The following is a 24,721-nucleotide window of genomic DNA, read 5'->3' on the forward strand; positions in this document are numbered from 1 at the left end:
CGCGCAAGGCTTCTATGTCCGCCATTTCCTCGGCTCCGTTTTCTCCGGAAGAAATTACTTCAGAAGGTATCAAACCAGAAGAATACGAAGAAATTTTCAATCGCTTGGGTCGGCACCCCAACAAAGCCGAGCTGGGCATGTTCGGGGTAATGTGGTCCGAGCACTGCTGCTACAAAAACTCTCGGCCTCTGCTGAAGCAATTTCCGACCGAAGGCGATCGCATCTTGGTTGGCCCTGGAGAAAACGCGGGAGTCGTGGATTTGGGCGACGGGCTTCAGTTGGCATTTAAGATCGAATCCCACAACCACCCGTCAGCCGTGGAGCCGTTCCAAGGCGCGGCAACCGGGGTAGGCGGAATTCTGCGCGACATCTTTACAATGGGTGCTCGTCCGATCGCGATTCTCAATTCTCTGCGCTTCGGCTCCCTGGATGATGCCAAAACTCGACGCTTGTTTAATGGCGTGGTGTCAGGAATCTCTCATTACGGCAACTGCGTGGGTGTGCCGACTGTGGGTGGTGAGGTTTACTTCGACCCTGCCTACTCTGGCAACCCTTTGGTGAATGCGATGGCCTTGGGGCTAATGGAAACCCCAGAAATCGTCAAATCAGGAGCTAATGGCCTTGGCAACCCCGTACTCTATGTCGGCTCCACCACTGGACGCGACGGAATGGGTGGAGCCAGCTTTGCCAGTGCCGAACTTAGCGATGAGTCAATGGACGATCGCCCAGCCGTACAAGTGGGTGATCCGTTCCTAGAAAAATCCTTGATTGAAGCTTGCCTAGAAGCCTTTAAAACGGGTGCGGTGGTTGCCGCTCAAGATATGGGTGCAGCGGGGATCACTTGCTCCACCTCCGAGATGGCCGCGAAAGGTGGCGTGGGCATTGAGCTAGATTTAGATCTCATTCCGGTGCGCGAAACTGGCATGGTGCCCTACGAATATCTACTCTCCGAGTCCCAAGAGCGGATGCTGTTCGTAGCACACAAAGGCCGTGAGCAAGAACTGATTAATATTTTTGAGCGTTGGGGACTGCACGCAGTTGTGGCGGGCACCGTGATCCAAGAGCCGATCGTGCGGATTCTCTTCCAAGGAGAAGTCGCCGCTGAGATTCCTGCCACGGCCTTGGCCGACAACACCCCAATCTATCACCGGGAACTGATGGCCGAAGCCCCAGAGTACGCCCGCAAAGCTTGGGAATGGACGAGCGATCGCCTGCCGCCTTGCTCCGCTGCTGGCATTGAACTAGAAGGCAGCAGCAAAACCTGGAATGAAGTTTTATTCCAACTGCTGGAAACCCCCACGATCGCCTCGAAGCGTTGGGTATATCGCCAGTACGACCATCAAGTACAGAACAACACCGTTCTCATGCCCGGTGGTGCCGACGCGGCAGTAGTGCGCGTGCGTCCTGTTAACAGTTCCCCTGCTCGAGCCAATACCGGAGTTGCGGCTACTGTAGACTGCAACCCCCGTTACGTCTACTTGCATCCCTACGAAGGTGCGAAGGCAGCGGTGGCCGAAGCTGCCCGCAACCTTAGTTGTGTGGGAGCCGAACCCCTGGCTGTGACCGATAACCTCAACTTTGGTAGTCCCGAAAAACCCATCGGCTACTGGCAACTTGCCGAAGCTTGCCGAGGTCTATCTGAGGCTTGCACCGAGTTCAAAACTCCCGTTACAGGCGGCAACGTCTCTCTCTATAATGAAACCCTAGACTCCGAAGGCAAACCCCAACCGATTTACCCAACTCCGGTCGTCGGGATGGTTGGCTTAGTTCCAGACTTGAACCGAATTTGCGGTCAAGGTTGGCAAGCCACAGGCGATCGCATCTATTTATTAGGACTCCGCTGGGATACTCAGGAAACTGCAGCCGTCACCCTAGGTGCATCTGAATATCTCGCTGCCGTTCATACCACCGTGGCAGGGAAACCACCCGTCGTTGATTTCGACTTAGAGCGGCGAGTCCAAGCTGCTTGCCGGGAAGGTATTCGTCAGGGTTGGGTGCGCTCCGCTCATGACTGTGCTGAAGGTGGCCTTGCGATCGCCCTTGCTGAAGCTTGCATTAGTGGCCAGAAAGGAGCCGAAATTGCTCTGGATATCTCCGACTCCCAACCTACCTCTCTGCGCTGGGATCAGCTCCTATTCGGGGAAGGCGGAGCCAGAATCCTGGTTTCTGTAGCTCCAGACCAAGCTGCAAATTGGGAAACCTATCTGCAAGAGCACTTGAGAGAACACTGGCAAAATCTCGGTCAGGTGGGTAATCCGAACGCTGGTTTACGGATTTCCACTGGCCCCTCGGTTCCGGTTATCGACGTTAGCATTGCAGATATGAGCGATCGCTGGCTCAATGCCATTGAGCGTCGCTTAGCAGTCTAAAACAGTAGCGCGGCAACTGTAGTTGTAGCACAAGATACAAATTCCTTGGGTTAAGGCCAAGGAGTTGTTCCGTTTAAGGTTTTTGGTGGGATTATTAAAGAAACGTTAAGTCTACTGCTGGCTGTTCAAAGTTTCGATCTCAATCCCGCCCCATCCGATTCAACCTACTAGGAGCTGACCGCAGCATGATTCCCACCCATTCTGATCTTGCGTTCCCTGAAGATTCCTTGCCTTTGACTAGTGATAGCCAGGGCGAAGGGAGCGGCGACGCTCGACCCGACAAACCAGAGGAAGCCTGTGGTGTTTTTGGTGTTTATGCCCCCGAACAAGCTGTTGCGAAGCTAACCTACTTTGGTCTATATGCTTTACAGCATCGGGGCCAAGAATCGGCTGGGATTGCCACCTTTGAAGGTGACAAAGTCCATTTGCATAAAGACATGGGGCTGGTTTCCCAAGTGTTTAACGAGTCGATGCTGAGTACGATGCCTGGGCATTTAGCAGTCGGCCACACCCGCTACTCCACTACAGGTTCTAGCCGCGTCGTTAATGCTCAACCTGCTGTAGTGGAAACTCGCTTGGGTTCCTTAGCCCTGACTCACAACGGCAACTTGGTCAACACCGAAACTCTGCGCCAAGAGCTGTTGCAAAACAACTTTAATTTAGTCACTACTACCGACTCAGAATTAGCGGCTTTCGCGATCGCCGAAGCCATTAATAGCGGCAAAGATTGGTTAGAAGGCACCATTAGCGCTTTGCACCGTTGCCAAGGAGCCTTCAGCTTCGTCATTGGTACTCCCAGCGGCATCATTGGTGTGCGCGACCCCAACGGCATTCGCCCCTTAGTCATTGGAGTAATTCCCAGTCCTGACGAAACCACGCCAGAGCGCTACGTCCTCTCTTCCGAAACTTGCGGCCTCGACATCATTGGCGCTGAGTTTCTCCGAGATGTAGAACCCGGAGAACTGGTTTGGATTTCTGAAGCAGGTTTAGCTTCATTCCCTTGGGCACCACAGCCTCAACGGAAGCTTTGCATCTTTGAAATGATCTACTTCGCTCGTCCTGATAGCGTCATGAGTAAAGAAAGCTTATACAGCTATCGGATGCGGATTGGTCGCCAACTGGCCCAAGAATCCCCGATTGATGCAGATATTGTGATTGCTGTCCCCGACTCTGGCATTCCTGCCGCGATCGGATTCTCTCAATCTTCTGGTATCCCCTACGCTGAGGGCCTGATCAAAAACCGCTACGTCGGTCGTACCTTCATTCAGCCGACCCAGAGCATGCGGGAAGCTGGAATTCGCATGAAACTGAACCCACTCAGAGACGTGCTAGAAGGCAAGCGAGTGATTATCGTAGACGACTCCATCGTCCGGGGTACTACCAGCCGCAAGATTGTCAAAGCTTTGCGAGATGCTGGGGCGACCGAAGTACACATGCGGATTTCCTCGCCACCCGTTACCCATCCTTGCTTCTATGGCATTGACACCGACAATCAAGACCAGTTGATTGCAGCGACCAAATCTGTTGCAGAAATTGCTGAACAGATTGAGGTAGACTCCCTGGCTTATCTCAGCTGGGAAGGCATGCTCATCGCCACCCGTGAAGATCCCAACAGCTTCTGCTCCGCTTGCTTTACAGGTGACTACCCCATCGCCATCCCTGAACCCGTGAAGCGCTCCAAACTGCGCCTAGAAAAGGAAAAAGTCGGCACGACCCCTTAAAAGTCGTAAAAAGTCGTATCGTCACCGATTCCCCCTAACCTGACAAAGTTGGGGGGAATCTGCTTAAAAGCCCTCAAGTCTGGGGAATCAAAGCTCTTACAGGTATGCCAGAAAAGGAGCGGTGCAACGAAATTAAAGTGTGTAAGTAAACCCTTCCACCAACATCCCTGGCACCCAACAACCTCCTAACTGACGGCCTCCATAAGTGCCCACCTCAGGGATAAACTCCTGAAAATTAGTGCAATCAATCAGATTCTCACCCCAAAAGCGGTACAAACTCTCGTCAAAGCGTAGATTTTCGATGGGGGCGACAATTTCGCCGTTTTCTACCCAGAAACAGGCATAGCGAGTCATCCCCGTAATCCGACCCGTCGGGCGATCGCTCCAATTTAAATAATGCAGGTTCGACACATATAATCCTGTGTCCAACTCCGCCAAAATTTGCTCCCGTGCTAAACCACCTGCGTTAATTTCTGGCGATCGCAAGCCTTCTGAACCACTAGCTCCATTTGCTGCCAAGCCATACTCTTTGGCGGTGCGATCGCTCACCAGCGTATTCACCAGTTCACCCGCCACAATCAGCGGCAACTCTATCGGAGCGGTTTCTCCCCACTCATTGAATCGAGGCACCAAACCATGTTGAAAATTCTCTTTGAGCGTGAAGCGGGGAGACAAGCGCTTTTGACCCCGCCGCAGCTCCTTCAAAGCACTATTCCCTTGCTGCAAAGCGGCTTCACTAATGCCACCCCAAGACAGCATCCCAACCAATTCCGCGATCGCTGCTGGGGCGAAATAGGTGCGGTATTGTCCGCGTGAGAGTTGTTTAGGGGAAGTAGAAAGCAATTGCAGTTGGGCTTTAGACTCTTCAATTTGGGTTTTGTAAGCCTCTGTATCCCAAGTGCTCCCTGCCAACGTGCCTTTGACCGCTTCCCCGCCAGTGCCAAACAAAGAATAGTCCAGAGCAAAAGAATCTGTAGCAAACCAATGCTTCTGACCGCTAGAGTCGGCATAGCCCCGCACTAGCAAGCCTGCTGCATAAAGTCCCGCGAAATCCAACTCGGCCACAATGGGTAGCACAGTGGAGGTGACTGCTTCAGGCGCGAGCAGTTGCCCTAAGTGCACATCGTGGCTGGTGCTGGTGCCCGCTGGAATGACTAAATAGGGGTCAATTGGGAGCTGAGAGACTTCTTGCCGCAGATCTGCTAAGGCAAGTTGAGCTTGCTGCAAGTCCACTTCCAAATCGCCCGTAAGCGGAAAACTGCGATAACTCGTGCGCTGGTCACGAATCAAGGTGAGCTTAAGTGAGCCATCAGCCACATTCCCGATTTGCCGTACTTTCGCTTGATTGAACCGAACAAATTGGCTGCGTTCGCTGCTAAGTTTTACCGTTAAAAATTCACCCGATTCGGCTTGGCGCAACAGTGCCTCGACCACCTGTGCAAAGCTAGATTCTAAAGCAGTTAACTCTGCGGAACTCCGGGGAGAAATTACAGATGAACTGATGGATGAACTCACGCACCACCTCCAAAGACCTCAATATTGGTAAAGGCACAAACAGGAGCGGCATGCCCCACCCAAATAGTCTGATTTGGCTCCCCTTTACCGCAGACTGGAGAACCATATAGCTTCCAGGTCGAGCGATCGCCGAGTTGAGACAAGCTGCGCCAAAATTGCGGTGTCGTTCCCCGGTAGTTGGGATTGCGCAGCGTTTTTGTAAGTTGACCGTTCTCAATCAGCTTGGCGTATTCGCAACCAAATTGAAATTTATGCCGCTGGTCATCAATCGACCAAGAGCGGTTGGATTGCATATAAACGCCCTGCTCAATGTTGCCGATGATCTCCTCAAAACTGGCGTTGCCTGGTTCTAAATTCAGGTTAGCCATGCGATCGATCGCCGGACGATTCCAGGAAGTAGCCCTCGCACAAGCCACTCCTGGGAGGCCGAGGCGAGCTTGGCTTTCTAAACTACCTAAACCCCGCTCCAACACACCCTCGCGAATTACATACTCACGAGTTGCAGGTACGCCAGTATCGTCGAAACTATAGCTGGAAAACTCACCCGGAACGGTGGGGTCAAAGGTGATATTCATCAGCGACGACCCGTAAACCAACTCCCCAAAATCTTTTGGTTTGACGAAGCTGCCTCCTGCGTAATTCCGCTCATCGCCTAGGATGCGATCGAGTTCTAGCGGATGGCCCACGCTTTCATGAATTTGCAGCAGCATTTGGTCTGGGTCCAGAACCAACGTCGTAGCTGTGGTGGGGCATTCCTCGGCGCTCAGCAGCTCCACCGCTTGCTCCCCCACCTGCTTGACTTCAGCCCATAGTTCGGGAGTCAAAAACAGCTCCATGCCCCCTTGATGGCAATGCGCCAACCAGCCATTGTGACTGCGGCGCTGCACGACTGGGCCTGCTTGAGCAGTCGCCGCGTAGTCGGTCGCTAAAGTCAGGAATTTCTGATAAACCTCGGAGCCGTTGCTGCTGACAAACCAAGTTTCGATTTCTCTGGTATGAGCAGCAGCACTAGTTTGCACAATCTGATCAGACACGTTCAAGGTTTGGCAGAGCTTGACCAAAACCTCGTTAATTTCCCCAGCCGTCAAAGACTGCAAGGGTTTCAGAAACGGTGAGCTGTACTGCCCCACCACTTTAGGCCGCTCTGCCACAGTAGTCGGGTGAATTGACCATTGGCTAGCCGTAAGGGCTTGCTGGTAAGCGGTTTTAGCTGCGGTTTGCAGACTTTCCAGCTTGAGAGAATTGGTGGCTCCATACCCCAGTTGGCCATTCACCAGCACTTCCACCATGACGCCCTGCGTCAGAGATTTGCCATTAGTTTCAGGTTTGCCATCCCGGACAGCGTAGGTTGAGGACGTGTCTTTTACGGCTCGCAGACCCAACCAATCAGCGGGAAGATCCAGAGCCGCGATCGCCTTTGAGAGTTCAGATATCATCGTTCGTTGTCAAATAGCGCGAGCTTTGAGCAGAATCACAAAAGCAATAGATGAAGAGAGGAAACCTCATGGCTTCCCCTCCATTATCGGCTTTAGCACTGGTTGTTAGGGTTTCACGAGTCTCATAAATCCCTAACCAGCAAAATTAACTAGCTGCGGTGCCAGGTTGTGACGCCACCGGGTTGATCAACTAGCGTGATCCCTTGAGCTTTTAACTCATCCCGAATGCGATCGCTCTCTGCAAAGTTTTTGGCCTTGCGAGCCTCCTGTCGTTGTTGAATCAGCGCCTCAATCTCTGCATCACTTAATCCACCTGTGACAGTACCTGACTCTGGTGCCGCTTCTAATCCTAGAACTTGCGCCAAGCAAACCAGCGTTTGCCATTGAGCGCGTAGTGTTTGAGCATCCACCTCAGTTTTGCCTTGGTGAACCAAGAGGTTACCTTCGCGGATCAGAGCTTTTGCAAGTTCAAACAAAACGGCGACACCGCTAGGGGTGTTAAAGTCGTCATCCATTGCTGCCTGAAAGCGTTGCACAGGATCACTCTGAATATCAATCCGCATGTTGGCGGAATTCCCAAAGTCAGGATCTTGGCGATCGGGCCAGTCCAATTGCTCCCCGTATTGATAACCGAATAACAATCCTTCTTTCAGCGTGTCCCAACTGTTATTAGCCGAGGCGATCGCTTCATCGGTAAAGTCGATGGGTTTGCGGTAGTGGGCCATCAACACAAACAGCCGTAACACCATTGGGTCTAGGCCATGATCCAACATTTGTCGAATCGTGGTGAAGTTGCCCAAGGATTTAGACATCTTCTCGCCGCCCACGTTCACCATGCCATTGTGCAGCCAGTAATGCGCCAAGGAATGACCTGTGGCCGCTTCCGACTGGGCGATCTCGTTTTCGTGGTGCGGAAACACCAGATCTGACCCGCCCACATGGATGTCGATTGTGTCGCCTAAGTGCTCCCGAACCATTGCCGAGCACTCGATGTGCCAACCCGGACGACCTTGACCCCAAGGAGACTCCCAAAATTCCTCGCCTGGTTTCGCCGCTTTCCACAGGGCAAAGTCGAAAGAGTCTTGCTTTTTTTGTTCCTCTACGGATACCTCAACACGGCCACTCGCTCCCGCCTGCATGTCGTCTAGCTTGCGCCCCGACAGCTTCCCGTACTCAGAAAACTGCCGCACCTTGTAGTAAACATCGCCATCCGCAGCATAGGCAAAGCCTTTTTGCTCTAGCTCATGAATCAGACGTTTGATGCCATCGAGGGTATGCGTAGCACGGGGATACTCATCGGCTTCGAGGATATTCAGCCGCGCCATGTCCTCAAAATAGGTTTGGGTATAGCGATCGGCGATTTCTCGGGGCGAAACACCTTGCTCCCGCGCCCGGTTGAGGATCTTGTCGTCAATATCAGTGAAGTTTTGCACGTAGCGCACATCAAAGCCACGCCACTGCAAATAGCGCCGCACCGTATCCCAAACAATGTAAGAGCGAGCATGACCCAAGTGGCAGTAGTCGTACACCGTTACGCCACAGCAATACATCCGCACCTTGCCAGGTTCAATCGGCTCAAAAGGTTCTTTGCGACGGGTGAGGCTGTTGTAGAGCGTTAGGGTCATTGTGAACTAGGAATATTTGAGGGACGTAGGGCTAAACATTTCGATTCTACTAGGGTAAGGCACAGCCTCCCTTTTCTTACCGTAGTAGATACAGGTGACAGATCTAGAGTTTCGGTAGGGCGTGTTAGCGCAGCGTAACGCGCCATTGCTCAATTTCTCGGCACGATTCATATTGTCGGTGCGTGATGTGAACATCACACACCCTACGGAGTGCTGTTTTGAGAAAGGCGATCGCACAACCAGTCATTCGTTAGAGCGATCGCCTACTATAGGAGATGGCCCAACATCGGCTTGAGACTTCGTTACACTCCTGCGGATTGTTGAGGTTGCTTCGACTCCAAAAAACTCTTTTCTAGCAAATACTGACTAGTCACACTATGCAATCAGCCACTGATCTCGCTCAAACTCAGGCAATGGATGCCCCCAAGCATGGTCTGCCAGTCACGATCATTACTGGATTTCTCGGTAGTGGGAAGACGACCCTTCTGAACCACATCCTGACCAACCAGCAGGGCGTGAAAACTGCGGTTCTGGTGAATGAGTTTGGTGAAATCGGCATTGACAACGAGCTGATTGTGAAGACAGGCGATGACATGGTGGAACTCAGCAACGGTTGTATTTGCTGCACCATCAACAATGACTTGCTAGAAGCGGTTTACAAAATTCTAGAACGGCAAGAGCGCGTAGACTACCTCGTGGTTGAAACCACTGGGTTGGCCGATCCCCTGCCTGTAGCGCTGACGTTCTTGGGCACAGAACTGCGTGACCTGACTCGACTCGACTCAATTGTGACGGTGGTTGATGCGGAAAACTACAGCTTGGATTTGTTCAATAGCGAAGCGGCTTATAACCAAATTGCTTATGGCGACATCATTTTGCTCAACAAAGTGGACTTGGTAGATGAAGCCGATGCAGACTCTCTAGAGCTGAAGATTCGGGACGTGAAGAAAGACGCTCGAATTCTCCGAACCACGAAGGGAAATGTCGCCTTGCCATTGATTCTGAGTGTGGGTCTGTTTGAATCAGATAAATATTTCAACCCTACTGATTCTGAACCGAATCCAGATCATCACCACGACCACCATCACGACCATGACCACCATCATGACCATGCTGAGCATGATCATCACGACCACCAAGGTCATGACGACCACTCAGCTTGCGATCATGATCATGGGCAGTGCACTCACGACCACCACGATCACGACCATCACTCCCACCACTTAGAGAATGATGGCTTTACCTCTCTGTCTTTCCAGAGTGACAAACCCTTCGCGATTAAGAAGTTCCAACACTTTTTAGACAACCAATTACCTGCGGGCATCTTCCGAGCTAAAGGCATTCTCTGGTTTGACGAAAGCCCCAAGCGTCACGTCTTCCACCTCAGTGGCAAGCGCTTTTCGCTGGAGGATGACACCTGGAACGGCCAACCCAAAAACCAATTGGTGCTGATCGGTCAAGACTTAGATCACGATGCCCTGCGATCGCAACTAGAAAAGTGCCTCTGCATCCCTTCCACCAGTCGCGGTCGTGGCTTTGGTAAGTAATTAACGCCAGTTGGCGGAGGTGGCGATCGCTAACTATGTAGAATCCTCGTGCTTTTCCCTAGGCCAGAGAATTCTGGCTCTTTCTAGAATGGGAAAACAGCACGGGGATTTTTTAGTTGGAAGATCCGGCAGGTCAGCGTCAAGTTTTAGTTTGTCAATATCAGAACTGTCTAGCTAGAGGCTCAGCTCAAGTTTTGGCAGCGTTTCAGTCTCAGCCTGTTCCTGATGCCAGCATCAGTGCCAGTGGCTGCTTGGGCCAGTGCAATATGGGACCCAATGTGCGAGTGGTACCCGATGAAGTTTGGTATTGCCGAGTCCAACCCAGTGATGTCCCGGCTGTGGTGGAAGAGCATTTGCAGGCAGGACATGCCGTTGAATCTCTATTGCATCCTCGCTTTCATCCCAAAAGGTTTTAAGCTTCTAGCCCGTGATGCATCGGTCAATTGCAATCTGTGGTGAAATCTATATTTTTCCTAGCAGGGTGCTAAGAAATTGCGAGAATTAACCCAAAATAGCTGAGTCCATCTTCAGCGATCGCTTGGGCATCCTGAAGGTGATGTGAGTTTGTTACTGCTAGCCCAAATTTTTCCCTTGGAGTGCCAGGAGTTCCGGTGATCTACCCCCGCTTGCGTCGCTACTGCTTAGCTGCCTCTGTAGCGTTATCTACGGCTTTAATGGTTGGTGGCAGCGCTATCAAAGCTGCGGCTATCCCCGATGATATTTTCACACCACACCTCGCTAAAATCAGCCAAGGGTTGCCGCCCAATTTGGTGATGCGCTTGCCATCGCAAATTAGGTTGAGCGGCCCAGGGGATCGAGATTTTATTGATGAACTGATTGTCAAAGTTTTTCCTTCCCAGTCGCCTCCTGGCATGACTGTAGGTTTGTTTACGTGCGATATCAGCCCCCAGCCTTGCTTAATCGGTAGCTTCTCGGTAGACAGTAAAGACTCAGAAAGCGCCCAGATCGAACTAAAAAAACATCAAGCTGCGGCGGCTCCGATCAAGCTAGCAGAAGGGGTACGCGGTTATTTTCTGCCAGGTCCCAACCTTAAACCCGCCTCTCGATTTTCTTCTGTGATTTGGGAGCAAAACGGCTTAGTGTACACCGTGAGTTTCTTTTCGGGAGAGCGGCAAAATATTCTGAATATGGCTTACTCTATGGCCAACAATCCACCGATTAACCGCGTTGTCACCCGTCAAACGATGGCTCGTTAGGGGTGGTAGGGGTCTGAGATTGTAAGGTCAGATTGAGTTGATAACGAACAATGTCGGGTGAATTAGAAAGAATCACAATTTCGTAATAGCCAGGACGAGGTAGCGTGCCCGACCAACTCGTTTTGGGTGTGTCGTTGATCAGCGCTTGAGCCGCAGCAGAACGGCGCTCAGGAGAATAAATGGACAAGCGAGTGCCTTGGTTAGGAGACTGCAAGGCGACTCGGATCGTCTGCCCTTGGCTTAAATTGGCCACGTAAACTTTCCCTTCCCCAGGCTTGAGCGTTGCGGTCAAGGTTTGGCTAGGGTTTTTAGGGCCAAGCTGAAGTGGGGAGAAAGCAGTTCCAGATTGAATGGCTTGAAAGGTTTCCGCCGCGATCGCATACCAAACCTGACCAAAGGTATTGGGGTCTAGATAGCGCTCTTGTTGCTCTGGAAACAAGCGATAGAACTTGGCATCCACCAACTGAGCAAAGGTCGGACGGCTAAGATGCTGTCGCTCTAGTTCCATCACCCACTGGTCGTAGTCTTGCTGGCTGTATCGTCCCAAGCGGTTACGAGACTCTTCACTCAGAGGTTCTAGCTTATTCAGCAGCTTTTCTGCCGTGGTATTCCACTCACGGCGCAGTGCCCGATCCGATGCATCAGAGCCGAGACGACGGTTGTCGAGTTCGGAGTGTTCTGAGTAAAAAACCGTATCGACTAAATCCACAAAGAGGTCGTAGCTGATGTTTAAGCGCCGACGGCGATCGCGTAAAGCTGCGTGGGTGCCATTTTCCGACTTGGGAGTTGTGCTGGCAGCGGCGGCAGCTTTGGCAGTACGAGATTGAGCTGCTGCTTGTACCACCGTTGCAGAGCTGGATGAATCTTGCCGAGCCTGCTGCATTTGTCGTAGCGATCGCCAAGCAGTTCCAGCCAACAGACCCAGCACGAGCAAGGTGAGTCCAAGCGCAGCAACCGCTAAAGCCGAACCCATCCAGGTAATATCGCTTTCCGGTTCCACCCGCTCTGGCTCTAAGGCCACTACAGGTTGCGGTTTTGGCGCTGGCTCTAATTCTGCTTCCAGGTTTAATTGCGGTTCTAGCTCTGTTGCCAACTCCAGCTCTGGCTCTACCACAGGCAAATCTGCGACGACAGGAGGCGGGTTGTTATGTTGGGGAGCCAGTGCCAAGGCAGCAGTGGGAGGAATGTAAGCGGGTTGGGCAAATAGAGCTTGCAAAGCGCGAATCACTTTGCCCGCTGAACCATAACGATTTTGCGGCTTGGCACTCAGCATCCGATTGAGAATTTGGGCCAATCCTGGTGAAACCGTCGCCCAAGGTTCCCAATACCACAGTTGTCGTCGCGGGTTGTAGAGGGTCTGAGGCTCCTGCCCAGTCAGTAAAACAACTGCGGTGGCAGCTAAGGCATAGAGGTCACTGTTGCGGTAGACTTTGTCAGATTGCAACTGCTCTTTGGGGGCATAACCTAGCTTGCTCAGATGTTTCTTCGGACCCGGATAATAGAGTTCTAGATCAGTAGCAATCTCCTGAATTAAGCCAAAGTGAGTCAGCATCGGCACTCCATCTCGCTGCCGAATCAAGATGCTAGCTGGCGAAAGATTGCCATGAATAATGCCCCGACTGTGAATATGCAGCAGCACAGGCAGCACATGCCAAAATAACTGCAACACTTCTGCCTCAGAGAAAACTTGGTGCTGAGTTAAGCGCTCCTTCAACCAATCCCCGCAGGTAACCCCCTCAACATACTCCTGCACCACAAACAAGCGATCGGCGTAAGGAATAATGCCCCGAAACCGAGGAATCTGAGGATGCTGTAGCTCATACAGAATCGCCGCTTCTTGTTGAAAGACTCCTCGAATAACTTCTAGTGAGTAAGCACCAGGATGGCGGAGGCGGAACTCCTGTAAGAGATAGAGCTCATTAAACCGAGTTTGGTCTTCGGCCAAATAGGTACCTTGCTCCAGCAAGTCGATTAGGTGATATCGACCTGGCAAAATTGTGCCTAGAGAAAGGGATGGCTGCATAGCTCAGAGGTAGACTCCAATCAAATCATAGAGAGTCTCTTGTCTCTACCCAACTAACTGCTGGGAGGATCTTAAGCTGATCGAGGCTTTATTTCTGCTTTTGTAGAATTATGTGCTGAAAATTTAAGGTGCTGGTGGAGTTGGCTCTGAGTCGGGTGAGGGTGATGGTGACGGTGGCGGTGAGACAGGGCTAGGAGGTGTAGAGATGACGTTATCCGCTGCGAGGTTCAGTTGAAACGTCACAGGCGCAGTGGCTGCTGAAACCACCACAAATTCGTAGTAACCATCTTGAGCCAATTTTCCAGACCAAGTAGTTTCCGGCGAGTTTTCTAGCAGGGGTGGTTGAGAGCTAGTAGGCGGATAGATTGACAGCAGCGTTTTCTGGTCAGCTTGCAAACTCAGCCGAATTAGTTGGTTTTGGGACAGTTGGGCGATGAAAGCCTTGCCTTTTCCTGGAGCTAGGGTGCCACTCACTTCTTGGCTAAAGGAGCCTGGAGCAAACTGGACTTTTTCTAGGCTGGTTCCTTCTTGCACGGCTTTGAGTTCGTCAGCGGCGATCGCGTGCCACACCTGACCAATGGGTTGGTTGACAAAATCTTGGCCCTGTTGGTCGGGAAATAACTGGAAGAATTTGGCATCCGCGAGGGTGTAAAGCGCACGGGTGCTGAGGTTGAGTTTGTTGACGCTACCCCGCCAGCGATCGCGATCGTTACGGTCATATTTACCCATCTCGCTGCGAGCTTCTGGGCTGATGTTTTCTAGTTGGTCGAGCAGTTGGTTGGCGGTTTGATCCCACTGGGTGCGTAAGTCAGCATCTTCTGCCCCAGCACTAAGTTGGCGGTTTTGCAGTTCGGAATGTTGAGCGTAAAACACTTGATTCACGAGGCGCACGAAGAACTGGTAATCTACGCCTAAGTTACGGCGGCGATCGCCCAACGCTTCCTTGCGGTTTTGCTCCTCCTGAGACAGTTCTGGAACTGCCGGGGGTTCGACATTGGGCACCACAACAGGTTGCTCGTTTGGCGGAGCAGATGGGGTGCGATCGGCCAAATCACCCAGCCAATTACTACTCAACCACCAACCTCCAGTAGCGGCTCCAGCCATCACCAACAACAGCAAGAGCACTTTACCAAAACCGAACGAGTTGCCACGGCTAGGGGGAGCGTAGGCAGGTGGCGGAGCCACGGTGTAGTTGCTGACGGCAGCTTCAGGCGGAGCAGGTGGGCGACCTACGGCCACGGTCGCAGCCGTGGTTTGGACGGGTGGCGGGTAAACCGGGGCAGGAGCGGGCGGAGCATAAACCGGAACATCGTAGCGGTTGAGGTCGTGCCGTACCTCGCGCACAGATTGATAGCGATCGCTGGGACGCTGAGCCAACATGCGGTCTAAAATGGCGCTGAGCTTGGGGCTGAGGCTGACCTCCTGCCGCCAAGTCCAGCTCATGTTGTAGCTATCTAATAGATCGGGTGGTTCTTTGCCCGTCAGCAACACCAGAATTGTGACGGCCAAGGCATACAGGTCGCTGTGGGGAGAGGCAACGCCCATCTGCAACTGTTCATCCGGGGCGTAACCGATTTTGCCTAAGCGAGTCGGAGAGCTAACGCCATTACCCACAGACTGAGCCAAAAACTGTGAGGCCACGGTAGCCGCAATTTGTTTTACACCGCCGAAATCGATTAAAACTGGCAGCCAATCAGCACTCCGCAAGATCAGGTTGTCTGGAGAAATATCGCGGTGAATGACTCCTAAAGAGTGGATGTAGTCCAGAATCGGCAAGATTTGCAGTAGTAGCTGAGTCACTTCTGCTTCATTAAACCGCTGCCCTTGCAACTTACGGGTATCCAGCAAGGCTCGATAGGTTTGGCCCTCCACATAGTCTTGCACCAAAAATAAGCGGCTGCGATCGGGGAGGGCGGCGCGAAAGAGTTCGCGAAACCGAGGAATTTGCGGGTGTTGCAGCTTGTAGAGAATGCCTGCTTCTCGCTCAAACAATTCTTCGGCTTTTTGCAGAGCGTAGGTGCCTTGAACCTGAGGCGCAAATTCTTTCAGGACACAAGGTTCGTTAAAGCGGTTTTGGTCTTCTGCTAAGTAAGTTCGTCCAAAGCCTCCATGCCCCAATTCCCGCACTACTCGATAGCGATCGCCAAGCAGCAGCCCAGCATAAACACCAACGGTGACAGGTGCTTGCAACTTTTCGCCACAGAGATGGCAAAATCGGCTGGAATCCGGGTTTTCGTGTCTTTGACTGCAATAGAGGGGCATGGTAAACCTACAGCACTCCCATTAAATTTCGCGATCGCTCATCGATTTACTAACTACGCGCTTGGTCAGGCTTGATCCAGATTACCCTTTCAAAGCTAAAAAGTTTGGTGTCTAGAAAAGTGTGCTTATAGTACAATTGAACTATATCTTCTAGCTGTTAATAGCTTGATTGGTACTGAGAAGAATTGCTGCGAACACAAGTAGGTAGATGTCCGCCTGTGTTAACGTAAATTAACGAAAGACATCCAAACAGTTTTTTCTTTGCTACGATAAAGGGCTTTTTGAATCGCTGTTGAAATTAATTATGGTCAACTGTCTTGATGTTGCCCGCTATTTCATAATTAGGGCTTACGAGGACGGTAGAGAAGCTGAAATGACCAATATGAAGGTTCAGAAGCTTCTGTACTATACTCAAAGCCTATATTTGGCACTACATGATGACCCGTTGTTTGATGAGGAAATTCAAGCATGGCGGTATGGCCCAGTTTGTCCGATTGCTTATAGGTTTTACAGCAACTTTGAAGCAGAACAACTACCTGTTCCCGATAAGGATTCCCTGGAATATCTTTCAACAGAAACAAGGAAACTGCTAGAAGAAATTTGGGAGTATTTTGGTGAGTACCACGCCTACTATTTGAGTGGTATGACTCACTTAGAGTTCCCCTGGAAGAAGGCTCGTAAGGGTTTACCGCCTGAAGCTAGCTCCATTGAGCCGATATCGCTAGAAGACATGAAGGTATTGGGCTATCAAAAACTTGATGAGATTGAGCGCAATCATCCCATATACAAACCGCTAGTTGCAGAACTATTAGGACAAGCATTTGAACAACAGGTCTCATCAGAACGTGTAAACAAAGGAGAAGTGCGTGACTGGCTCAACTCCCTTTTCGATTGAGAAGTCCGAGAATTTTGCACGTTCTCTAAAAAAACTCAGCAAAGCTTACAACAAAGAATTTATAGAAATTGTTGTGAACATACTGGAGGGTCTGATAGATGCTCCATACCCACCTAGTTCTCGTGACGAACCTTTGCCTAGCAAAATAAAACTTCCTGAAGGGTGGACGTTCCACAAGCTTGAGTTTCGCTGCTCCAAAGGTGCATCTGGTCAGATCAGGCTCATGTATTTAGTGAACGAGGAAGCTTCTGTTATCAAACCCCTATGGATTTACAGCCACGAGCAATTTGTCAAGCGCCCTCCTGACAAAGATATAAAGAATTCAATTGAAGAAGCTCTAGATCCTTGATAAGCGGATGCACTCAATGGGCGAGGCAGAAAGCGGAGGAGTGAGCATGAACTTTGCGTTAAACATGGTTATTATCTGCAAGTAGGTATTCGGCACAGCCATAAATGTCAGCGCAATTATAAAGGCGATAATGAAAGCGATCGCCCCACTTCCCTACGTTTTTCCCAACTGGCTATGCAGATCACCAAATGTCTTCACACCGCTTTGCTAGTTGCTGATTTGGCGCGAGCTGAACATTTCTATGGCACAGTCTTGGGTTTGCCGAAAGCCGAGCGACCTCTAAATTTTCCGGGGGCTTGGTATCAGGTAGAAGATTATCAAATTCACCTGATTGTGGCTGACAGCGTTCCTGCTGATTTGGTGGACTCGGAGAAGTTAGGACGCAATCGCCATCTGGCTTTTTCAGTCACAGATTTAGCCGCTGCCAAAGATCAACTTTCGGCGCATGGTTGCTCCATTCAGATGAGCACTTCCGGTCGCCCCGCCCTCTTCACCCAAGACCCCGACGGCAATGTCATTGAGCTAGGCGAGGTATAAACCTCTAACTGCTAATCGCTATTCCAACTCCATGAAAATCATTGCCTATGTTTATAGCGACCCGTTGCTAGAACCTGTACCCGATCCAGAAATTTGGGGTTGGGAAGTCGATCGCATCTATCAAGACTTAGGCATGCGAGATGCCACCCTTAAGGAAATTGCTTTTCCCAAGGGCAAAGCGGCTCAGCAACAAAAGCGGCCTCAATTGCAACAGTTGCTCAGCGATTGCCAACAAGAAGCGGTTGATTATTTACTGGTACGCCGACTGGAAGAGTTGGGAGATTCGGTACAAGAAGTCAGCGATCGCCTCGCTCAACTAGAAGATTTAAGCGTGCAGTTGGTGGTTCTAGAAACCGCAGTCGGGACTGGCAACCAAACACCCCTGAAGCGCTCTGATTTGCTCAAAGTATTGGAGGAAGTGCAGCAGAGCCAGCGGAGCCGTTTAATTCGGCAAGGCCATGCTCGCAATCGCATCAAAGCTTTGCCGCCGCCGGGAAAAGCCCCCTTTGGTTATCGTCGGGGCAAGGATCGTTATGCGCTCGATCGCAGCCAAGCCCCGATTGTAAAAGATTTCTTTGAGCGGTTTTTGCTCTACGGCTCCTTGCATGGAGCAGTGCGGTATCTAGAGAAAAAACATGGCAAAAAAATTTCGGTTTCGACGGGGCAGCGCTGGCTCAACAATCCGGTGTATCGGGGAGACTTGGCTTACAAAAATGGGGAAGTGATCTCAAATACCCATGTGCCGATCATGTCGCGGGAAGAAGCCGCCCAGGTCGATCGCTTGCTGCGGCGTAATCGTCGGCTCCCACCCCGTACCGCGAGTGCTCCTCGTTCTCTGGCAGGTTTGGTGGTTTGTGCTGAGTGTCAATCTGGCCTGACCGTAACACGGGTGACGGCTCGCCGTAGCGACCAGGAATATCTCTACCTCCGCCCGATCGCTTGTCCCCGAAAACCTAAATGTCGAGCCATTCCTTACGAGCAAATTCTAGAGCAAACCATTCAGACCATTTGCCAGGAGTTGCCACAAGCGGTGGCCCAGGTGAATATGCCAAATCTCGGCGGGATTCAAGGCTCCATAGAGCACGCGATCGCTAATAAACAAGCCATACTCAATCAACTGCCTGAACTGATTGAACAGGAGACTCTAGACCCTGAAACCGCTGAACTGCGGGCCTATAAACTCCGCACCGAAATGTCGCAATTGCAAAACCAACTGGCACAGCTTCCTCCATCCAATTTGCCTGCGATCGCCCAAGCCGTTTCGATTCCAGAATTTTGGCTCGATCTCTCCGAGGCAGAGCGACGGTTCTATTTCCGCGAATTCATTCGTCAAATTCAACTGATCCGCCAAGATCAAATCTGGCAACTTCAGTTGGTATTTATTTTCTGAAGTGATGATTGTGGTGGCGTTTGCGAAATGCTCAGAGCAATAGGTTCGCCTGAGCCACAGTTCTGCAACTAACTGAGCGGTGCCTTTTGTCGCAACGGCAACTCGATCGCGAATGTTGTGCCTTCTCCTGGAGTGGAGCAGCAATAAATGCGGCCTTGGTGCGCTTCGGTAATAATTTGATGCGAAATAGATAGCCCTAGCCCCGTTCCCACTCCTCTCGGCTTAGTGGTAAAAAATGGCTCAAACAAATGCTCTTGAACATCAACAGTAATCCCAGGACCGTTGTCCGAAATCCAGATGCCGACTCGATTCGCGCCCACGGTGTCAGTCTTGATCACAATTTGCCTTAGTTCTAGCGAACTAGACAATGGAGATTGAGTAGAATCAGGGCTAAGCTCTCCTTCTAGCAATGCATCAATTGAGTTGCTCAGTAAGTTCATAAACACTTGGTTGAGCTGATTGATGTGGCATTCCACGAGAGGAATTTTGCCAAACTGCCGCACAATCTCAATTTTCTGTTTATAGCGGTTTTGCAGCAGCACCAAAGTGCTTTCAATCCCAGCTTCCAAGTCGGCTGGCTTCATTTCTGCCTCGTCGAGGCGGTAGAAGTTGCGTAGGTTCAGGACTATTTCTCGAATTCGCTCGGTGCCCAACCGCATTGAGTTCATAATCCGAGGCAGATCTTCCACAATGAAATCAAGTTCAATGTTAGGTGAAGCGGCTTCTACCTGGACGGTTTCTTGCGGATAGCGATCGCGGTAGGTTTCGAGTAATGCCAACAAATCCCCCACATGCTCCTCCATGTAAGGTAAGTTGCCGTGGATAAAATTGATCGGGTTGTTAATTTCGTGAGAAATCCCAGACACCATCTGGCCTAACATTGACATTTTCTCGGTTTGCGCCAAATGCAAATTCATTTTTTGCAATGCGGTTAAAGCTTCATTCAGGCGTTGGTTTTGGGTTTCTAGCTCCTGAGTACGTCGATCAATTTTTTTCTCTAGTTCGGCGTTGCGCTTCACCAATTGCTTTTGCGATGCCAGAACTTGGGTCGAGCCAATCAGGAGACTAGATCGCCGCCGCAAGCTCAGAAACGCGATCGCTGGAATCACGGCAATGGCATCAAAAAAAGTTTGTCCACTAAGCGCTGCATCCAGCCCCGTGATACTCGTTGCATGAGCCGCATGACTCCAACTGCCACTCCAAAAAATCCCAGCGGTAATGGCGGCAAAGGCATCAATGCCAGTGCAACGATTACGCCATAAGCCCAGACTAATTAAGCCAGCAATCATTAAGTAGCAACCCGCAATTACCAAATTAGCGGCCCCATCCAGCCACACCAAATTTAGTCCTGTCAGGTTCAGCCACTCAAGATGTAGATTTGCTGAGAAAAACGCCATATATAAAAAACAGGCAGGTATCATTTCCGCATTGCATCAAACCGAGTGTTTACCATCACGTTTGTTATTTCAGCCTCGTAAATAGCTACAAAATTTTTGCCGCTTCATCTACCTAGGCTTGTATGTCACCTACGTTCTCCCAGGTAAATATTCACGATTTTTTCACCTAACTGTCGAATCTCTGGCCAGACGTAGCAGCTTATACGATAGCCAAGGCATGATAGAAAGCTTGTAAAGTTGCTCAGCGCTCAGGTCAAGATATGAAGAACTAGAGCCAAGAGGGATCAAAATTGCCAAGTACGATCGATCGAGTTCAACCGCCACTGGAATTTATTCCACCCGCTTTTAATCCCCTAGTGCTTCGGGTTGCTCAAGGACTGCTGCCACTTTGGTTGCGATCGCGGACTGCGATTACCCAAATTCAGGCCAGCAATGTTGAGGAATTGGTAGACTGCTATCGCCAATTTCAAGCGGGTAAAATTCGCTTTCTCATGGCGTTTCGGCACCCCAGCACTGATGATCCATTCTGCATGGCACATTTGCACTCCTCAATTCTGCCGCGCGTGGCGAAACAGCAAGGAGTGGCGCTACAGCACCCGATTCACGCCCACTTTATTTACGATCGCGGCATTCCGCTGTGGGCGGGATCACAAATCGGCTGGCTGTATTCCCGGTTAGGAGGTACGCCGATTCATCGTGGCAAAGTCGATCGGACGGGGTTGCGATCGGCCCGGAGCTTGTTTGTGGATGGCAAACTACCACTCGCAGCGGCCCCAGAAGGTGCGACTAACGGCCATAACGAAGTGATTAGTCCTTTGGAACCCGGTGTGGCTCAGCTCGGCTTCTGGTGCGTGGAAGATCTGCTCAAGGCCGATCGCTCCGAACAGGTACTCATCGTGCCAATGGGCATCCAATATCGCTATGTGACACCTCCTTGGCAGCCGATTGAGCAGTTGATGAGCCAGCTAGAAGCCGATAGCGGCTTATCGGTGGCTGAGAGTTCTAAAGGAACTGAAACTCCCAGTATTAAAGGTCTTCAGGGCCGAGAAGCAGCACTCTACCACAGGCTCTATAGCTTAGGCGAGCATGTTTTGACGTTGATGGAAGAGTTTTATACTCGCTTCTACCATCGCACCTTGCCTACACAGTCCGCTCCGCCTTCTGGAGCAGAAGACTTGCCCGAGCAGAACATTTTTCAATCAGATCACGCTCCTGTTTCGCAAGCCGATCAAGCTTTTACCCATCGCCTCAGAGCCTTGCTGGATGTGGCCCTACAAGTAGCAGAACAGTATTTTGATTTGCAGGCTAAAGGGAGTTTGATCGATCGCTGTCGCCGACTAGAGCAAGCAGGCTGGGACCGCATTTACCGCGAAGACTTCAGAAATCCTGAGGGAGTGTCTCTCTTGGAACGCGGTTTGGCCGATCGTGTGGCGGAAGAAGCCAACCTGCGGATGTGGCACATGCGACTAGTGGAGAGCTTTGTCGCGGTGACAGGGCGCTACGTCCTAGAAAAACCAACAGCAGAGCGCTTTGCCGAGACAACGTTGCTGATGTGGGACATGATTTCTCGGATTAAAGGCAACAGCCCTTTTCAGCGGCCTCAACTAGGTAAGCAAACGGTACAGATGACGATAGGGCAACCGATTTCAGTCACAGACCGCTGGGGTGCCTATAGCGCCGATCGCCGAGGGGCCAAACAAGCGATCGCAGACCTCACTCAAGATCTGCAAATCGCTTTAGAGAGCATGATTCAATAAAACGCGACTCTTACTTCGCCTGAGTTTTCTCTGGGGGCTTGCCAGAATTCCGCACATTCACGACCTTGCCTAACAGGTCAAACCAAAAGGATGCCCCCATTGAAATGGCAATGCCACTAACGAGCCAGCCCAACATCGTTTTGAGAAATGGTAAAGGCCAGCCTCGATTCTGACGGCCCTGGGCAGTTAAATTAACTTGGTCCCACCCAATCGGTAATGGTAGATCCTGTAAAGCGGCATTGACCTGGTTTTCAACAGCATTGATATCGTTGGCTCGGGTCGCAACTTGAGTTGCACTAGTCGCGATCGCATTGCGTAATAATGTGTCTCTAGATAAGCGGTTAACAATGTGAAATGTGTCTGCATTCACAGCAAATGCAATCAATGAGCCAAGGATGATTGCCACCCCTTTGGCATTTCGCTTATAAACCCCTGTCGCCCGGTCCATTGAGCGATCGAACCAGGTTTCAATTTCAAATTGAAACTGCTTGACTTCATTCTCTACAGTGGTTGATTTTTCCTGCGCTCGTCTCGCTAGTACAGAAAGGCTAGCTTTGATGGGTTGAGGCAAGCGGGCGATCGCATTCACCACACTGGTATAAGCATCAATATTTTTATCTTTAACGATGCCTGAAACTTGTCGATAAATCTCTGTATTGTGCTTAATTTCCCAGTCAAGCTCTTCTGAAGTGGCGGTGAGCCAAGCAATGATGGCCATCCGGTTATCCACACTGCTAAAAGAATCTTTTTGGCGTTTTAATCCATTGATTTGCCTAAGGAAGCTATCTTGCCGTTTTACCGGGATCGAAGCTGTGGCGATGTATTGGCTCGCATTGTCAATATAGGCGTCTCGCGCCCCTAACATTTGGTCAAGAGTATACAAAAGCTGGATTTCCCCACGATCAAAACTACGGATAATGTCATCCAAAAGGTGACGTAAGCTATCTAGCTTGATGTGAAGTTGCGTTCCTCTAGTAATATCCCGAAAGCCTTCTAGAAGCGCATCGATCTCACCTAAAAGCTCATGTTTAAAACTGCTCAAAGGAAGATTCTTTGAGGCATTAAGCTCAGTTAGAAAATCAACATCTGATAAGTAACTTTCAGCATTGCTGATATAACCATCCCGTACTGACAGCATTTGATGAATTAAGGCAATACGGCTCTCAGTTGTGCTTTTGTCATGGCTAGCAATCTCAGTTAAGCTTTGCTGAACAGTTTCGAGTTCTGTGAAGAGTGGGGTGTCTTGGGTAATGACAGCAAATTTTTCCAGTACAGTTCTAATGTCTTGCACCAGTTCGTGAGCTAGTTTTTCTGGGAGTAAGCCATTAATTTTTTGTTCAATGATCCTTAAGAGCCTGCGATATGTTGGGCTGTCTTTGTCGTTCACCGCCTCGACAATTTCTACTAAGCTAGGCCGAATCAAACTTTGCAAAATAGGCCTAATCGCGATCGCCCCACTGGTCGGATCATCCTCAAAGATCTCTCGTCTTAAGGCTTGTAGCCGCCCAATAAATGCTTGAGCTTGAGGATCATCAGAACCTACCTCTTTGCATCGCTCAATGTAGCGATCGAGCCGATAAGCAATCCACTTGATGCTACCTTCTAGAGTTGATTTATTCGTTCTAAAGTCTTCCAGGATTGTATTAAATTGCTGCGTCAGTACATCAAATTCGGCTTGTAGCTGAGTTCGGAGTGCCTCCCCTGAGGCATCTTCTTCTAAAGCTGTGGTCGTGTCAGTAGGAACAGTGACTGACGGCGTATAGATAGCAGCTTGAGCTTCGGCGATCGCTGTTTGCAGATTGATTTGAATAAATTCTTCTAATTTTAATTCACTTAACTTTTGCACTAATACCGGAATTCCGGAAGTTTCTAAAAGCGTAGTCGTGAAAGTTTCAGCATTAATGTAGGAAGGACCACTCCGTTTGGAGCCTCCAAAGATACTTCTGCCACGACCTATAGCGGAGCTAATTACCCAAGTGATACTCCTGAAAAAGTTTTCTGCCCAACCTTTAGCTTCCTGGTTAATGTTTTTAATGAGTGGATTGGAATATAAGCGATCGGCAAAGTCTCTCACATCTTTTTCTTCTGTTCCCTCACCACCTGTGAGCAAAACTTCAATGGATTTCTTGAGATGAACTGCTCGCCATTGCAAAAGTGTGGCAATTAATTCTTGGATTTCTGAAGCTAATAGGCTCAGAATTAAATAAATAAATATTAACCCAATAGCGATATCTAAAACTAAAGGTAGATTCATCTGCTGTTTAACTCCATTGCGGCACACCTGCTTTTAGCACCATAAGCGCATACCACTATACGATGTCCTGCTTTTAGTGCCTAAACAGCTTAAAGATCTTTAAAGCAAAAAAACAGCGATCGCCTTTTTTGATTTCAGAGGCGATCGCTGTTTTTTTGAATTTGTCTCTTTTATCTAACTTAAAAAAAGAATTGAATCGGTTTAGTTAAACAGCAATTTCTTGAAAAATCTGTTATCCCTTAAACTCTTGCTAAAGGGGAGCTATAACCACCTAGTAGACGCTCAAGCTGCTGCCGATTCTGCTGTTTTGTCTCCATCAAAGAGGTCAAGTCAGGCATTTCTTGCCAACAATGAGTGCAGAACCAATAAACCTCATTGTGACGAGCATGACGTAGGAGACGATCGGAGCAGCAAGGGCACTTATGCA

17 protein-coding genes are annotated in these 24,721 nt (G+C 50.3%); 10 read left to right on the forward strand and 7 right to left on the reverse strand.

The genetic code is table 11. From position 1 onward, the window contains the following. Positions 1 to 14 precede the first annotated feature (14 nt). On the forward strand, positions 15 to 2,369 hold the full coding sequence (gene purL, locus H6F68_RS17635) for a phosphoribosylformylglycinamidine synthase subunit PurL (RefSeq protein ID WP_190561006.1): 2,355 nt from the start codon (positions 15 to 17) through the stop codon (positions 2,367 to 2,369). A 185-nt stretch (positions 2,370 to 2,554) separates the two neighbouring features. Beyond that, positions 2,555 to 4,090: an amidophosphoribosyltransferase gene (purF, locus tag H6F68_RS17640; protein WP_190561007.1), complete on the forward strand. Its 1,536-nt coding sequence runs from the start codon at positions 2,555 to 2,557 to the stop codon at positions 4,088 to 4,090. Between the two features lie 132 nt (positions 4,091 to 4,222). Here the strand turns inward: purF and H6F68_RS17645 are convergent, their stop codons facing one another. The 3 genes from H6F68_RS17645 to cysS form a co-directional block, all read right to left on the reverse strand. Next, entirely contained in the window at positions 4,223 to 5,605 is a 1,383-nt protein-coding gene (locus H6F68_RS17645; protein WP_313930187.1) for a TldD/PmbA family protein, read from the reverse strand. Beyond that, positions 5,602 to 7,041 (reverse strand): TldD/PmbA family protein, encoded by a 1,440-nt coding sequence (locus H6F68_RS17650; RefSeq protein WP_190561008.1) that lies wholly within the window; start codon positions 7,039 to 7,041, stop codon positions 5,602 to 5,604. The genes H6F68_RS17645 and H6F68_RS17650 overlap by 4 nt, the downstream gene beginning before the upstream one ends. A gap of 149 nt (positions 7,042 to 7,190) precedes the next feature. Continuing rightward, positions 7,191 to 8,666 (reverse strand): cysteine--tRNA ligase, encoded by a 1,476-nt coding sequence (cysS, locus tag H6F68_RS17655; RefSeq protein ID WP_190561009.1) that lies wholly within the window; start codon positions 8,664 to 8,666, stop codon positions 7,191 to 7,193. Between the two features lie 377 nt (positions 8,667 to 9,043). Between cysS and H6F68_RS17660 the strand changes: the two genes are divergently transcribed. The 3 genes from H6F68_RS17660 (at position 9,044) to H6F68_RS17670 (ending at position 11,430) form a co-directional block, all read left to right on the forward strand. Then, the gene (locus H6F68_RS17660) at positions 9,044 to 10,213 is read left to right on the forward strand and encodes a GTP-binding protein (protein WP_190561011.1); all 1,170 of its coding nucleotides are present in this window, start codon (positions 9,044 to 9,046) and stop codon (positions 10,211 to 10,213) included. Positions 10,214 to 10,329: 116 nt separating this feature from the next. After that, the gene (locus H6F68_RS17665; RefSeq protein ID WP_190561013.1) at positions 10,330 to 10,629 is read left to right on the forward strand and encodes a ferredoxin; all 300 of its coding nucleotides are present in this window, start codon (positions 10,330 to 10,332) and stop codon (positions 10,627 to 10,629) included. 195 nt (positions 10,630 to 10,824) lie between these two features. Further along, positions 10,825 to 11,430 carry a hypothetical protein gene (locus tag H6F68_RS17670; protein ID WP_190561015.1) on the forward strand — a complete coding sequence of 202 codons (606 nt, stop codon included), beginning with the start codon at positions 10,825 to 10,827 and terminating at the stop codon, positions 11,428 to 11,430. Here H6F68_RS17670 and H6F68_RS17675 read toward each other — a convergent pair. Further along, on the reverse strand, positions 11,405 to 13,453 hold the full coding sequence (locus H6F68_RS17675) for a serine/threonine-protein kinase (RefSeq protein ID WP_190561017.1): 2,049 nt from the start codon (positions 13,451 to 13,453) through the stop codon (positions 11,405 to 11,407). The two genes, H6F68_RS17670 and H6F68_RS17675, sit on opposite strands and share 26 nt — an antisense overlap. Before the next feature lie 123 nt (positions 13,454 to 13,576). After that, positions 13,577 to 15,715, reverse strand: coding sequence for a serine/threonine-protein kinase (locus H6F68_RS17680; protein WP_190561019.1), 2,139 nt, complete (start codon positions 15,713 to 15,715; stop codon positions 13,577 to 13,579). Positions 15,716 to 16,019: 304 nt separating this feature from the next. Between H6F68_RS17680 and H6F68_RS17685 the strand changes: the two genes are divergently transcribed. The 4 genes from H6F68_RS17685 (at position 16,020) to H6F68_RS17700 (ending at position 18,886) form a co-directional block, all read left to right on the forward strand. Continuing rightward, positions 16,020 to 16,610, forward strand: coding sequence for a Panacea domain-containing protein (locus H6F68_RS17685; RefSeq protein WP_190561021.1), 591 nt, complete (start codon positions 16,020 to 16,022; stop codon positions 16,608 to 16,610). Further along, entirely contained in the window at positions 16,582 to 16,959 is a 378-nt protein-coding gene (locus H6F68_RS17690) for a hypothetical protein (RefSeq protein WP_190561023.1), read from the forward strand. Before H6F68_RS17685 ends, H6F68_RS17690 begins: the two co-directional genes overlap by 29 nt. A 174-nt stretch (positions 16,960 to 17,133) precedes the next feature. Continuing rightward, positions 17,134 to 17,496, forward strand: a complete 363-nt coding sequence (locus H6F68_RS17695) for a VOC family protein (protein ID WP_190561025.1) — start codon at positions 17,134 to 17,136, stop codon at positions 17,494 to 17,496. 31 nt (positions 17,497 to 17,527) lie between these two features. Continuing rightward, complete coding sequence (locus tag H6F68_RS17700; protein ID WP_190561030.1) at positions 17,528 to 18,886, forward strand: recombinase family protein; 1,359 nt, start codon at positions 17,528 to 17,530, stop codon at positions 18,884 to 18,886. Positions 18,887 to 18,954: 68 nt separating this feature from the next. Here the strand turns inward: H6F68_RS17700 and H6F68_RS17705 are convergent, their stop codons facing one another. After that, positions 18,955 to 20,283: a sensor histidine kinase gene (locus tag H6F68_RS17705; RefSeq protein ID WP_199300152.1), complete on the reverse strand. Its 1,329-nt coding sequence runs from the start codon at positions 20,281 to 20,283 to the stop codon at positions 18,955 to 18,957. Positions 20,284 to 20,573: 290 nt separating this feature from the next. Here H6F68_RS17705 and H6F68_RS17710 point away from each other — a divergent pair, with 290 nt between their 5' ends. Continuing rightward, positions 20,574 to 22,040, forward strand: coding sequence for a 1-acyl-sn-glycerol-3-phosphate acyltransferase (locus H6F68_RS17710; RefSeq protein ID WP_190561034.1), 1,467 nt, complete (start codon positions 20,574 to 20,576; stop codon positions 22,038 to 22,040). A gap of 10 nt (positions 22,041 to 22,050) precedes the next feature. On the opposite strand, the gene H6F68_RS17715 is transcribed toward H6F68_RS17710, so the two are convergent. Then, on the reverse strand, positions 22,051 to 24,294 hold the full coding sequence (locus tag H6F68_RS17715; protein ID WP_190561036.1) for a hypothetical protein: 2,244 nt from the start codon (positions 24,292 to 24,294) through the stop codon (positions 22,051 to 22,053). Positions 24,295 to 24,721: the final 427 nt, after the last annotated feature.

The sequence above is a fragment of the Trichocoleus sp. FACHB-262 genome, from assembly GCF_014696035.1.
Classification (GTDB): domain Bacteria; phylum Cyanobacteriota; class Cyanobacteriia; order FACHB-46; family FACHB-46; genus Trichocoleus.

Coding starts and splice junctions, on each gene's coding strand:
- purF (WP_190561007.1), top strand. CDS start 2,555: ATGATTCCCACCCATTCTGATCTTGCGTTCCCTGAAGATTCCTTGCCT.
- purL (WP_190561006.1), top strand. CDS start 15: ATGTCCGCCATTTCCTCGGCTCCGTTTTCTCCGGAAGAAATTACTTCA.
- H6F68_RS17705 (WP_199300152.1), bottom strand. CDS start 20,283: ATGGCGTTTTTCTCAGCAAATCTACATCTTGAGTGGCTGAACCTGACA.
- cysS (WP_190561009.1), bottom strand. CDS start 8,666: ATGACCCTAACGCTCTACAACAGCCTCACCCGTCGCAAAGAACCTTTT.
- H6F68_RS17715 (WP_190561036.1), bottom strand. CDS start 24,294: ATGAATCTACCTTTAGTTTTAGATATCGCTATTGGGTTAATATTTATT.
- H6F68_RS17680 (WP_190561019.1), bottom strand. CDS start 15,715: ATGCCCCTCTATTGCAGTCAAAGACACGAAAACCCGGATTCCAGCCGA.
- H6F68_RS17685 (WP_190561021.1), top strand. CDS start 16,020: ATGGTCAACTGTCTTGATGTTGCCCGCTATTTCATAATTAGGGCTTAC.
- H6F68_RS17695 (WP_190561025.1), top strand. CDS start 17,134: ATGCAGATCACCAAATGTCTTCACACCGCTTTGCTAGTTGCTGATTTG.
- H6F68_RS17700 (WP_190561030.1), top strand. CDS start 17,528: ATGAAAATCATTGCCTATGTTTATAGCGACCCGTTGCTAGAACCTGTA.
- H6F68_RS17660 (WP_190561011.1), top strand. CDS start 9,044: ATGCAATCAGCCACTGATCTCGCTCAAACTCAGGCAATGGATGCCCCC.
- H6F68_RS17650 (WP_190561008.1), bottom strand. CDS start 7,041: ATGATATCTGAACTCTCAAAGGCGATCGCGGCTCTGGATCTTCCCGCT.
- H6F68_RS17675 (WP_190561017.1), bottom strand. CDS start 13,453: ATGCAGCCATCCCTTTCTCTAGGCACAATTTTGCCAGGTCGATATCAC.